The sequence below is a fragment of the Robertkochia aurantiaca genome, assembly GCF_020166495.1.
Lineage (GTDB): Bacteria > Bacteroidota > Bacteroidia > Flavobacteriales > Flavobacteriaceae > Robertkochia > Robertkochia aurantiaca.
Genome location: NZ_JAINZS010000001.1, coordinates 153,663 through 165,583, shown reverse-complemented (window position 1 = coordinate 165,583; position 11,921 = coordinate 153,663). Strand labels below are relative to the sequence as shown.

The 11,921-nt window shown below is 44.4% G+C and carries 14 protein-coding genes; 1 reads left to right on the top strand and 13 read right to left on the bottom strand.

The window, feature by feature from the left end; genetic code table 11:
* Positions 1-2 precede the first annotated feature (2 nt).
* Positions 3-866, bottom strand: a complete 864-nt coding sequence (gene hisG, locus K7R10_RS00760) for an ATP phosphoribosyltransferase (protein WP_224482767.1) — start codon at positions 864-866, stop codon at positions 3-5.
* 311 nt (positions 867-1,177) lie between these two features.
* On the opposite strand from hisG, the gene K7R10_RS00755 reads away from it, so the two are divergent.
* A complete protein-coding gene (locus K7R10_RS00755) occupies positions 1,178-1,489 on the top strand; it encodes a hypothetical protein (protein ID WP_224482766.1) in 312 nt (103 codons plus the stop codon).
* Between the two features lie 48 nt (positions 1,490-1,537).
* Here K7R10_RS00755 and K7R10_RS00750 read toward each other — a convergent pair whose 3' ends face one another.
* From K7R10_RS00750 to lpxD, 12 genes are all read right to left on the bottom strand, one after another.
* Positions 1,538-2,353, bottom strand: a complete 816-nt coding sequence (locus tag K7R10_RS00750; protein ID WP_224482765.1) for a prohibitin family protein — start codon at positions 2,351-2,353, stop codon at positions 1,538-1,540.
* A gap of 56 nt (positions 2,354-2,409) precedes the next feature.
* Positions 2,410-4,431, bottom strand: coding sequence for a VWA domain-containing protein (locus K7R10_RS00745; protein WP_224482764.1), 2,022 nt, complete (start codon positions 4,429-4,431; stop codon positions 2,410-2,412).
* Entirely contained in the window at positions 4,431-4,571 is a 141-nt protein-coding gene (locus K7R10_RS00740; RefSeq protein ID WP_224482763.1) for a hypothetical protein, read from the bottom strand. The genes K7R10_RS00745 and K7R10_RS00740 overlap by 1 nt, the downstream gene beginning before the upstream one ends.
* A complete protein-coding gene (locus K7R10_RS00735) occupies positions 4,568-4,888 on the bottom strand; it encodes a YbjQ family protein (protein WP_224482762.1) in 321 nt (106 codons plus the stop codon). The genes K7R10_RS00740 and K7R10_RS00735 overlap by 4 nt, the downstream gene beginning before the upstream one ends.
* A 9-nt stretch (positions 4,889-4,897) precedes the next feature.
* Complete coding sequence (gene fabG / locus K7R10_RS00730; protein ID WP_224482761.1) at positions 4,898-5,644, bottom strand: 3-oxoacyl-[acyl-carrier-protein] reductase; 747 nt, start codon at positions 5,642-5,644, stop codon at positions 4,898-4,900.
* A gap of 145 nt (positions 5,645-5,789) precedes the next feature.
* Positions 5,790-6,662: a succinate--CoA ligase subunit alpha gene (sucD, locus tag K7R10_RS00725; protein WP_224482760.1), complete on the bottom strand. Its 873-nt coding sequence runs from the start codon at positions 6,660-6,662 to the stop codon at positions 5,790-5,792.
* Positions 6,663-6,738: 76 nt separating this feature from the next.
* Positions 6,739-7,164, bottom strand: a complete 426-nt coding sequence (locus tag K7R10_RS00720) for a nuclear transport factor 2 family protein (protein WP_224482759.1) — start codon at positions 7,162-7,164, stop codon at positions 6,739-6,741.
* 7 nt (positions 7,165-7,171) lie between these two features.
* Positions 7,172-8,101, bottom strand: coding sequence for a UDP-3-O-(3-hydroxymyristoyl)glucosamine N-acyltransferase (locus K7R10_RS00715; RefSeq protein WP_224482758.1), 930 nt, complete (start codon positions 8,099-8,101; stop codon positions 7,172-7,174).
* Positions 8,102-8,111: 10 nt separating this feature from the next.
* Positions 8,112-8,678 (bottom strand): elongation factor P, encoded by a 567-nt coding sequence (gene efp / locus K7R10_RS00710; RefSeq protein ID WP_224482757.1) that lies wholly within the window; start codon positions 8,676-8,678, stop codon positions 8,112-8,114.
* An 8-nt stretch (positions 8,679-8,686) separates the two neighbouring features.
* Complete coding sequence (lpxA, locus tag K7R10_RS00705) at positions 8,687-9,478, bottom strand: acyl-ACP--UDP-N-acetylglucosamine O-acyltransferase (RefSeq protein ID WP_224482756.1); 792 nt, start codon at positions 9,476-9,478, stop codon at positions 8,687-8,689.
* A 4-nt stretch (positions 9,479-9,482) separates the two neighbouring features.
* Positions 9,483-10,889 (bottom strand): bifunctional UDP-3-O-[3-hydroxymyristoyl] N-acetylglucosamine deacetylase/3-hydroxyacyl-ACP dehydratase, encoded by a 1,407-nt coding sequence (locus tag K7R10_RS00700; protein ID WP_224482755.1) that lies wholly within the window; start codon positions 10,887-10,889, stop codon positions 9,483-9,485.
* Positions 10,886-11,908, bottom strand: coding sequence for a UDP-3-O-(3-hydroxymyristoyl)glucosamine N-acyltransferase (lpxD, locus tag K7R10_RS00695; protein WP_224482754.1), 1,023 nt, complete (start codon positions 11,906-11,908; stop codon positions 10,886-10,888). Before lpxD ends, K7R10_RS00700 begins: the two co-directional genes overlap by 4 nt.
* Positions 11,909-11,921 lie beyond the last annotated feature (13 nt).

Genomic DNA, 11,921 nt, shown 5'->3' with positions numbered 1-11,921 from the left:
TTTTACAATACCATTTTTTCGATTGGACATACCAGGATACCCTCTGCTCCTATGGCTTTTAATTCGTCAATGATCTCCCAGAATTTCTCCTGCTCGATAACTGTATGGAGAGAACTCCATCCCTCCTGAGCCAAAGGGAGTACAGTAGGACTTCGCATCCCGGGAAGCACCTTAATGATCTCATCGACCTTTTCATTCGGAGCATTGAGCAACACATATTTCGATTCCCGGGCCCTTAATACAGACTGAAGCCTGAACTGCAGCTTGGAGGCAATCTTCCTGACATCATCATCCATCTTGGGAGAAGCAGCCAGAACCGCCTCACTTTTGATGATCGTAGCTACCTCTTTCAGATTGTTCTTAAAAAGGGTGCTCCCACTCGAAACTATATCTACTATGGCATCGGCGAGCCCGATACTGGGCGCTATTTCAACCGAACCGCTAATGATGTGCAAATCGGCTTCTATTTTATTCTGGTCCAGGAATTGTCGAACGGTATTTGGATAGGAAGTGGCAATTTTTTTACCCCTGAGCGATTCCAATCCGTCAAAAGCCTCTTTTTTGGGAACTGCCAGAGACACCCGGCATTTTGAAAAACCCAGTTTCTGCATCACCTCCAGGTCTTCTCCTTTCTCTACGATCAGGTTTTCACCGATAATTCCGATGTCTGCCACCCCGTCGGTAAGATACTGTGGGATGTCTCCGTTTCTGAGATACATGACTTCAAGAGGAAAATTGCGGGCCGAAGCCTTTAACTGATCTTTTCCGTTATCGATAGAGATCCCACAGTCTTTGAGTATCCTTATCGAGTCTTCGAATAGTCTGCCTGATTTTTGAATAGCAATTTTTAATTTTTTTTCTTTCATCTGGTTTTTGATTTAGTTTGGTTTGAGGTCAGGCAGCTGAAAAATAAAAAAACCCGCCTGATTGCTCAAACGGGTTTTCAATATGATCAAATACATAATCATCTCACCTCGCCTGAGCGGAGTAATGAATATGATGATGATGTACGTTGTTGTTTCTCATTTTTGATTTTGTCAGCACAAATTTAATGTATAAAAATCAGAATAACCAAACCCCTAATTATTTTTTTGTTAAAAAGGATCAGTCATAAAAAAATGGTTATTTGTCAGAAAATATATACTTTTAATACTATAATTCTTACTAACCAATCGTTATGCTACCCTTATCCATGATGCCAGGTGATCCGTCATTACCGATCAGTCTCACCACCTTCGTTCTGTTTTTAGGTTTCGCTTTTCTCATTGGCTATGTTGCCGGAAGAGTCTTTATGAAGAATCGTTACAGACAACAATTAGACAAGTGTCTGGTCGAAAAAAGCATGTTGCTGAATACGCTTAAAAATGAGGAATGCATAGAATACACCCAGAATTCTGTCAGAGCGGTTCAGACCCGGGGAAGAAGCGGCAAGATGATGCAGGTTGAAAAACCGGAACCCCTCCCTTCTGTAGAAGAAAATAAGGAATAAAAAAACCTCCGGGGTTTCCGGAGGTTTGAAAGGGCTCTGAACCCTGTATTACTGATTTCCAAGAATGATAGGCAAGCCTGATTCACCACCACCGACCACAATGATCTTTGTATTGGAAGACTGTGATAGTTTCAGAGTAGCTTCTATTCCCTTTTCCTGCAGAATCTTATCGGTGAGAGATGCACTCAGAATCTTATTGGCATCGGCTTTACCCTGAGCTTCAATTCGCTGTTTCTCAGCTTCCTTTTCAGCCTTTTCCAGTCTGAACTCATACTCCAGTGACTCCTGCTCCTGTCGCAGTTTACGCTCGATAGCCTCCTTTATGGTCGGAGGAAGCGTAATATCGCGAACAAGAATCTCGTTGAGTTGTATATACTGATCGTCGATGATGTTTCTGGTTTCTGTATAGATCTCGCTCTGAATGGCATCACGCTTACTGGAATAGAGTTGTTCAGGAGTATACCTTCCTACCACACTTCTTGCGGCTGACCTGATAGCCGGTTGTAAGACTCTTGAAACATAGCTTTCTCCTTTTTCCCGGTGAAGTTTCCCCAGGTTCTCGTACTCCGGCTGATACCAGGCAGAGGCATCGAGTTTGATCTCCAGACCGTTAGACGAAAGCACCTGCATCTTTTCAAAAACTTCCTGCTGACGCACCTCGTAAACGAAAACTTTGTTCCAGGGTGCCACCAGGTGAAACCCTTCTGAAAGAGGAGGCTCTTCGGTAACAACACCTCCGCCGAATCTTTTATAAAGCACTCCGGCTTCTCCTGAATCTATAGTGATGGTTGATTTCGATACAAAAATGATCAGGGAAATAATAATGATGATTACCGGAATTCCAATTTTAGGTAATTTATCCATAGTGTAACATATGATTTTTAAAGTTCACTCAAATATACATTATTGAGTAACAGGAATCATATCAAACCCCGGTATTTCCGCAAAAACCATTCTGCAGCCAGACTAAGCACCATAAGCAGCAGCAGCAACCTGAAATCGATCAACGGGCTTAACTCGGTACGGCTTTTTTGAACGGGACGATACGTATCATTCGTTTGAAGAGCAGTCAGCAAACTGTCGGCCTGTTCGGGGAAGATCAGGGATCCTCCGGTGTTCTCTGCCAATCGTCTCAGCCGCTCGATATCAGGAGAAACAAACTGACGTTCCACCTGGTAGTCGATAACGGTAAAAGAACCATTCTCAGCCAGGGATTCTCCTTCCACGTTTACACGGAAATCATATTCCCCGGGCGAAAGATCGCTGATACCTACCTCATAGGTATTTCCGCGAATAAGGAAAGGATATGACAGCTTCCTTCCCGTTTCCCGGTTATTCAGCTCCAATCTGAGAGTGGCATTAGGATCAAAGGTATAGGACTTATCATAGTAGGAAGCCTTCAATGTGATATTGGAACCACCATAATAAAAAGGTTCAAAATCGACTGTTAATCTGGAACGGTTGGAATCTGATGAGAGGTAGCGGGTAAGCTGTAAAAAGAAATTGTCGAACCGCTGGAAATTTCCGTGTTCCGCGTAATGGTTAACCCGCCATTTCCATATCCCTTCGCCCACGAAAAAGGCCTGCTTCAGTTGCTGTTCCTCCTTGTAAAACAACAAAGGCTGAAAGGTCTGAACCCCTGCAATATATTGATATAAAAGAGTTTGAGAGCCCGGCGGAAGAATCAGGTCTCCAATAGGCTTTTCAACCGGAGCATAATCGGTAAAATCCAGACCTTCCAGTTGCAATTCGTTGAAGTCGGGGTTTCTGATCGCCTGAACTTCTTCAGACTGATACCCGAAAGAGAAATCGAATCCTGACAATTTATTGTTAAGAAAGTTCCAGTCGGTTGTTTTACCGCCGAATACCCAGAAATTCGAACGGCTGTTTTGAATGACATCCAGGACTTTATCGAATCGATTATCGGGTTGATAGACGATAAACAGACTAAAATCTGCTACTTCGAAGGTCTCGCCAGGGGAAAGGAAAACAACCTCCCTCCTTTCGTTACTCTCGAGAACTTGCCTCAGGGCTCCCAGGTCTGGATGGGAGATCGCACTTATTAAAGCGATCTTATTTCGGGTATCTATTACTTCAACTGCAAATCTCCGGCTGTTATTGTCTGTATTAGCTTCTCCGTCAACTTCCTCAACCAGAGCCCTGTATTTTATGATGCCCTTTTCAAATGCCGGCAAAATGACTTCGACTCTTTCTCCCCGCTTGTCAGGTGAAAAATTCAACGATTTACTAAAAAGCCTTTTGGTTCCGGAGTAAACCGAAAGGGTCTTGTTTATCGTGCGGTCACCTGAATACCCCACAAAGATCTCGACGGGAAAATCATTCCCGAGGTAGGAATACCGGTTGACATTCACCTGTTCGATGCGGAGATCACTGTAGGCTGTGGTATCACCCAACACCACGGGATATATCCTGAAGTTATCTTTAAAGAACTGATAATCCTTTCCGAAGGTCTGATTACCATCTGTCAGGAGCATCACCACTCCCCTTTCATTTTGAGATAATTCTCCCCATTGTTTCAGTACCGATCCGATATCAGTCTGATTTCCGGAGAAGTCCAGAGTATCTAAAGTTTCCAGGGATTCAGAAAACCGGTAGCGCTTCAGATCAAACTTTTCTGACAGCTCGGGGTGATTATTAAATTCTTCTAGAATTGAGAGCTCGGTAACACCCGCGTCAAGAGCTCTGATCGAAATCGTATTATCTGCGAGTATGGCGAGCTCAGGCTTTTCGCTGATGTAAGAGGTATTACTTATCAACGGATTGATGAGCAATAATAAAAGGCAGAAGATGCTGAGCGCACGAAGCCCGGTGAACAACCACCTGAATGAGCCCTGATTTTTTTTATCGCGGTAATAGGCATACGCCACCGCTATAGATATTAAGGCAGCAAGTATTACCAGCAACAGGGTGGTTTCTTTCATTAATGGTCGCGTTTATCGAAATCTTCGTGACGGCGATCGATTATGCGTTTGATCACTACATAGATGAAACCGATAAGGTATCGCAGTACGAAGATTGCTATAAGTATACTGAATATTATTACAAAGGTTTCAGCCTTCACGTTTTTTTAACTCTGACGGCTGTTCCATAGGCCATGATCTCAGCGGCCCCCTGAGCCACCTGTGAGGTGGTAAAACGTACATTCACAACAGCATCTGCACCCTGTTCACGGGCATCATCGATCATTCGCTGTATGGCTTCTTCCCGGGCATGTGCCAATAATTTGGTATACTCACTGATCTCACCTCCTACCAGGTTTTTGAGGCCTGCGAAGAAATCACGCCCGAAATTACGGGCCCTGACAGTACTCCCTCTAACTGTTGTCAGGGTTTCCGTGATCTCGAAGCCGACAATTTCGGGTGTGGTAACAAATAACATATCGGTCTATCAGGTAAGCATTCCGCCATCGACGTTAAGCACCTGACCGGTGACATATGCCGAAAGGTCTGATGCAAGAAAAACGCATGCATTGGCGATATCTTCGGGAGAGCCGCCTCTTTTCAAAGGAATAGCATTCCTCCACCCTTCTACTACCTTATCATCAAGAGAGGCTGTCATTTCGGTCTCGATGAAGCCCGGAGCAATCACGTTACTTCTGATATTGCGGGATCCCAGTTCGAGGGCTACTGACTTTGAAAAGCCGATGATACCGGCCTTTGAGGCTGCATAATTAGCCTGTCCGGCATTACCTTTCACTCCTACAACCGAACTCATGTTTATAATAGAGCCTTTGCGCTGTTTCAGCATGGTACGCTGTACCGCTTTTGTCATATTAAAAACCGATTTAAGGTTGACCTCGATCACCTTGTCAAAGTCTTCTTCCGTCATACGCATCAGAAGATTATCTTTGGTGATACCGGCATTATTGATGAGGATATCGATTGCACCGAAATCATTCAAAACTGCATCTACAAGATCCTGAGCTTCCTGGAAACTGGCAGCATTACTCTTATAAGCTTTTGCCTTCACTCCTTTTTCCTCAAGCTCCTTTTCGAGTTCCAGAGCAGGCTTCTCAGATGAGCTGTAGGTAAAAGCGACGTTTGCACCGTGGTCGGCGAACACTTTGGCAATTCCCATTCCTATTCCCCGGCTTGCTCCGGTTATAATGGCGGTTTTTCCTTCTAATAATTGCATTGAGATTATTGTTAATTGGATTAGTCTGGTTCAAAGATAAAAAAACTACCTATGTTCACTACCTGTCTTCTTTAATTTAGTGATACTTCCGGCACATAAAAAAACCCGCCTGATGGCGGGTTCAAATATTCTGTATAGTTATGGATTAACCGAGTACTTCAGCCACGGTCTTTCCGATCTCTGCAGGTGAATTTACCACGTGTATTCCACATTCTTTCATGATGCGTTTTTTCGCCTCAGCAGTATCATCGGCTCCACCGACGATAGCCCCGGCATGTCCCATGGTTCTTCCTTTAGGAGCGGTTTCCCCTGCTATGAATCCAACCACAGGCTTTTTATTTCCGTTCTCCTTTACCCATCTGGCGGCATCAGCTTCCAGCTGACCTCCAATCTCACCGATCATTACGATACATTCGGTTTCATCATCGTTCATCAACAACTCAACCGCTTCTTTGGTGGTGGTTCCGATGATCGGGTCACCCCCGATTCCAATGGCTGTGGTAATTCCCAACCCTTGCTTTACAACCTGATCAGCAGCTTCATAGGTCAAAGTACCTGACTTTGATACGATACCTACATTACCCTTTTTGAAAACAAAGCCCGGCATGATCCCAACCTTCGCCTCTCCAGGGGTGATAACACCCGGACAGTTTGGTCCGATCAGCCTGCAATCTTTTCCTTTAACATAATTATTCGCTTTGATCATATCAGCCACAGGGATACCCTCTGTGATGGTGATGATGACCTTGATACCTGCATCTGCAGCTTCCATGATAGCGTCTGCTGCAAAAGCTGGAGGAACAAAGATGATAGACACATCGGCACCGGCCTTTTCAACAGCCTCAGAAACGGTATTGAACACGGGTTTCCCCAAATGCTCCTGCCCGCCTTTACCCGGAGTAACACCCCCGACGACATTGGTACCATAGTCGATCATTTGTTCAGCGTGAAAGGTCCCCTCACTTCCGGTAAACCCTTGAACAATTATTTTAGAATCCTTATTTACTAGAACACTCATGTATGTAATTTTTTAAGCTAGACAAAAATAGTTTTTTGATCGGGATTGACGAAACGATGCCATCAGTTAATTCCTGTTATTCGTTGCTCTCAAGGTTGAAACGCAAAAAGGAGTTCAGGTTAACCGGATGATCATCAGCAAGCTGACTGATCTCATAGCCCCGATAGAGCTTTTCATCTTTGATCTCCCAAATAGTGATGAAGTGAGCCAGGGCTGTTTCTTCTTCCGGATCTTCGATGGGCGTCACGTAATAGGTAAAGCGCAGCGACACCTCATTACCCTCAGCGATGATATGGCTGATCTCAGCACGTATACTGTGGTAAGAAGCGTTTAGTCGTTCAGCCATTTCAAGAAGCTCTGTTCTTCCCAGATTAAGAAATCCTTTAGAGCTGTTCCAGAAAAGCTGACAATCATCGTGAAGCAAAGACTGAAGCACTTCCGGTTTTTTCAGATTATCGGCATCATAGAATCGCTTTACGATATTTTTATTTTCAGACGACATAATTGAGTTAACTTAGTTTTTCAATGATTTTAGGAATCTGCCTGATCCCCGCAAGCTCCTTATATTTTTTTCGGGCTTCTTCAGCAGGATAACCGAAATAGGTCTTATCTCCCATAAGGGATTTGCTGATTCCTGACTGTGCCAAAACTACAGCTTTTTTACCAATTGTTAAACCGCTGGCAATACCAACCTGCCCCCACAGGGTCACATCATCTTCGATCACAACACAACCGGCAATTCCTGTTTGTGAGGCGATAAGGCAATTTGAACCGATAACCGTATCATGACCTACATGCACCTGGTTATCAAGCTTAGAACCGGTACCGATGGTCGTATCTGCCGTAACCCCTCTGTCAAGGGTACAGCCAGCTCCCAACTCTACCTTATCGCGTAAAACGACCCTGCCTCCGGAAAGCAATTTATCAAAGCCCTCAGGCCTTTTCTTGTAATAAAAGGCATCTGAGCCTAATACGGTTCCTGAATGTATGATTACTTCGTTACCAACGATGCAATTATCATTGATGGTCACATTGGCATGTATAAGACAGTTCTCACCGATCTCCACATTATTGCCTATAAAACAACCCGGCTGGATAATACTCCCTTTGCCGATGCGGGCAGAAGGCGCGATATAACTTTCTGCTGCCTTAAATGGCTTAAAATACGCGGTAAGTTTATTGAAATCTCTGAACGGGTCATCAGACAGAAGCAAGGCCTTTCCTTCCGGACAGGGCACCTCCTTATTGATCAGTACAATGGTTGCTTCGGAAGAAAGAGCCTTGTCGTAATATTTCGGGTGGTCTACAAAAACGATATCGCCGTTTTCCACCACATGGATCTCATTCATTCCGCTAACCGGAAAATCAGCAGGCCCTACATATTCGCAACCGATAATAGCGGCTATGGCCTCCAGGGGATATGTTTTGTCGAATTTCATCAGTCAGGCGCTATTCTTTCATGCGTTCCTGATAGGTACCTTTTTCGGTCTCGACCTTGATCTTATCTCCTTCGTTAATAAAGAGAGGTACCATAACAGTGGCTCCCGTTTCCAGGGTTGCGGGTTTGGTAGCGTTGGTAGCAGTATTTCCCTTTACACCCGGCTCTGTATGCGTTACCTCCAGTATGACAGAAGCAGGCATTTCAACAGAAAGCGGCATATTATCTTCGGCGTTAAAAATTATGGTCACAACCTCTCCTTCCTTAAGCAGGTCGGGCGTATCGATCGCATCTTTCTGGATCGGAATCTGAGTGTAATCATCTGTATTCATAAAGTGAAAAACTTCACCTTCAGGATACAGGTACTGGTAGTTTCTGGTTTCTACACGCACATCTTCGATCTTGTGACCGGCAGAGAAGGTGTTATCCAGAACTTTTCCTGTGGTTACACTCTTCAGTTTTGTACGAACAAAAGCAGGACCCTTTCCCGGTTTTACATGAAGAAACTCAATGATCTTGTAGATATCATTGTTATATCGAATACACAATCCTTTTCTGATGTCTGAAGTATTTGCCATGGTAAATTTTAATTAGAACCTGAACTAAAATATCCCTTCATGATTCCGCGTTGCGAATCTTTGATGAACTGGAGTATCTCATCCCTTTCAGGGGTAGCCTCCATTTCGGCTTCGATGATCTCTACAGCCTGGGAATTGTTATAATTTTTCTGATAAAGTATGCGGTAAATATCCTGGATCTCACGAATCTTCTCCGTGGTATACCCTCGTCTTCTCAGACCTACCGAATTGATCCCCACATATGAAAGTGGTTCCCGGGCCGCTTTGGTATAAGGAGGAACATCTTTACGAACCAAAGATCCTCCCGTCACAAACGCGTGATTTCCTATCGAACAAAACTGGTGCACGGCGGTCATTCCTGCCAGCACCACATGGTCACCAACGGTAATATGCCCGGCCAGAGTACTGTTATTAGAAAAAATGCAGTGATCACCCACCACACAATCGTGTGCGATGTGACTGTAAGCCATGATCCAGCAGTTCTTGCCTATCACGGTTTTCATTCTGTCACTGGTACCTTTATTAATGGTCACACACTCTCTGATGGTTGTATTATCACCGATCTCAGCGGTTGTGTCTTCTTCGTCATATTTAAGGTCCTGAGGAACAGCTGAAATAACGGCTCCCGGAAAAATATTACAATTTTTTCCGATTCGGGCTCCCTCCATGATAGTCACGTTACTGCCGATCCAGGTACCTTCACCGATAACCACATTGTTATGGATGGTGGCAAACGGTTCAATAACCACGTTCTTGGCTATTTTAGCGCCCGGATGGACGTATGCCAGGGGTTGATTCATAATGTTATGTGTCTTTAACTTTTACAATTTGGGCCATTAACTCGGCCTCCGTTACCAGCCTCCCGTTCGAATAAGCATAGGCCTGCATGTGGCATATACCCCTTCTGATCGGAGAGAGTAACTCCAGTTTAAAAATAAGGGTGTCACCCGGGTGTACCTGTTGTTTGAACTTCACGTTATCTATTTTCATGAAGTAGGTCAGATAGTTTTCAGGATCGGGCACCGTGCTCAGCACCAGTATCCCTCCGGTCTGCGCCATAGCCTCCACCTGGAGAACTCCGGGCATAACCGGAGCTCCCGGAAAGTGACCCGCGAAGAACGGCTCGTTCATAGTCACGTTCTTTAACCCGACCACATGGGTATCTGATAATTCAATGATCTTATCTACCAGCAGAAAGGGAGAGCGATGCGGTAACATATTCATGATCTGAACCGTATCCATCAATGGAGGTTGACTCAGATCGAACTTGGGCACCTTATTGCGTTTCTCCGCTTTGATGACTTTGTTGAGCTTTTTTGCGAATTGGGTATTCACATAATGCCCGGGCTTATTAGCGATGATCTTCCCTTTAATACGGGTTCCGACCAGAGCCAGATCCCCGATCACATCCAGCAGTTTATGTCTGGCAGCTTCGTTGGGATGATGCAGCGTTAAGTTATCAAGTATGCCGTTTGGCTTAACCGATATATTATCTTTTTTAAATACCACCTTCAGCTTCTCCATGGTCTCCTGAGAAAGCTCCTTATCTACATAAACGATGGCATTATTGAGATCACCTCCTTTGATAAGTCCGTGCTCAAGCAAGGTTTCGAGTTCATGCAGAAAGCTAAACGTTCTTGAATCGGCTATCTCTGTCTTGAACTCATCAAGGTGTTTCAGGGTAGCGTTTTGAGTTCCCAGCACCTTGGTACCAAAATCGACCATGGTGGTCACCTGGTATTCATCGGAGGGAATCACTGTTATCTCACTTCCTGAATCTTCGTCGGTATAAGAAATAACCTCGCTTACCACGAATTCTTCTCTTTCAGCCTCCTGCTCCACCACTCCGGCTTCTTCAATGGCTTCTACGAAGTATTTGGAAGAACCATCCATAATGGGAGGCTCAGAAGCGTTCAGTTCGATCAACACATTATCAAGGTCCATCCCGACAAGTGCAGCCAGCACATGCTCTGAGGTCTGAATCATCACTCCCTTTTTCTCGAGATTGGTTCCTCTTTGGGTATTAACCACATAGGTGGCATCTGCTTCGATAACGGGTTTTCCTTCCAGATCCACCCGTTTGAATGCAAAACCATGATTCTCCGGAGCAGGCTTAAAGGTCATGGTAACCTGGTTACCGGTATGCAGTCCCACCCCCTTCAGAGTAACCTCTTTAGCGATGGTCTTTTGTTTAACCGCCTCTTTACTCATTGATTTTTCGTTTTTTCTAATTGGTGCAGTTTGTCTGCCATTTTAGACAGATTCTTAAAATGGATGAACGATTTACTGAAATTATTATATGGTAATGCAGGAGAACCCTGCAGTACTTCATCGTCTTTTACGTTTCGGTTTATACCTGACTGGGCCTGTATGCGTACCCTGTCACCTATGGTGATATGGCCAACAATACCGACCTGCCCTCCTATCATACAGTTCTTCCCGATCTTGGTAGAACCTGCAATACCTGTCTGAGCGGCAATCACGGTATTTTCACCTATTTCGACGTTATGGGCGATCTGTATCTGGTTGTCAAGCTTCACTCCTCTTTTAATAACCGTAGAGCCAAGCGTTGCACGATCAATGGTCGTGGCAGCTCCGATATCTACATGATCTTCAAGAATGACATTCCCGGTCTGAGGAACCTTTTGATACTCTCCTTTCTCATCAGGAGAAAAACCAAAACCGTCGGCACCGATCACTGCGTTGCTGTGAATAACACAATAATTACCTACTATCGATTCTGAATAGATCTTAGCTCCTGAATAAACGATCACATTGTCGCCCAAAGTCACATTATCACCAATATGAACATTGGGGAAGATCTTTACATTATCTCCGATCTTCACATTTTCACCTATATAAGAAAAGGCACCGATATATATGTTTTCACCATGACTGACAGTCTCTGATATAAAAACCGGCTTCTCAACGCCCGTCTTATTCAGTTTTACCTGGTTGTAATACTCCAGGAGTTTTGAAAATGACTTATAGGCATCTTCCACCTTTATAAGTGTGGTTTTTACCTTTTGTTCAGGATCAAAGTCTTTATTAACTATCGTGATGGAAGCCCTGGTTGAGTAGATATGAGGTGTATATTTCGGGTTGGCCAGAAAGGTAAGAGTACCTTCACTCCCCTCTTCGATCTTGGCCAGTTTTGAAACCTCTACGTCGGGATCACCGACTACCTCACCCTCCAGAATTCCTGCTATTTGTGCTGCTGTAAATTTCATTTCCTCGCAAAAG